At 60.9% G+C, this 440-nt stretch carries 1 protein-coding gene; it reads left to right on the top strand.

Features of this window, described 5'->3' with window-relative positions; translation table 11 throughout:
* Nucleotides 1-199: 199 nt before the first annotated feature.
* Nucleotides 200-440, top strand: a 241-nt coding sequence (locus FCS21_RS16270) for a hypothetical protein (protein ID WP_222928001.1), incomplete at its 3' end; no start/stop codon positions are given.

The raw sequence follows: 440 nt of genomic DNA on the forward strand, positions 1-440 counted from the left end.
AGGGCGCTGCCGGGATCATGGGGCGTGTCATGCATGGTTGATGCTCCATTGCTGCGGGCGCGAGGGGGATCTATTAGACATGGTCGGACCCCTTGGGCGCTATCTGCCAAATGGCATAGGTAAATACCTCCGGTTGGCCGATGGCGGCTGGCGGGCAGGTTGGCAAAGTGGCCTCAACGACGACCACTGGAGTAATGCAATGAAATTCGATATCGCCCCGATCGCCCTGATGTTTGCCCTGAGCGTACCGTTTGTTCATGCCGCCGAGACGGCCCCGTATGTCTACCGTGAAGTCGCCCAGGCGCCGGCCAATGTCAAAGACCGCGAGATTGCCGGTTTATTCGACCGCTGGAACAGCGCCCTGCAGACCGGCAACGCGAAATCCGTGGTCGACCTCTACGCGCCGGGCGCTGTGTTGCAGCCGACCGTTTCCAACCAGG

The organism is Colwellia ponticola, assembly GCF_005885605.1.
GTDB lineage: Bacteria > Pseudomonadota > Gammaproteobacteria > Enterobacterales > Alteromonadaceae > Colwellia > Colwellia ponticola.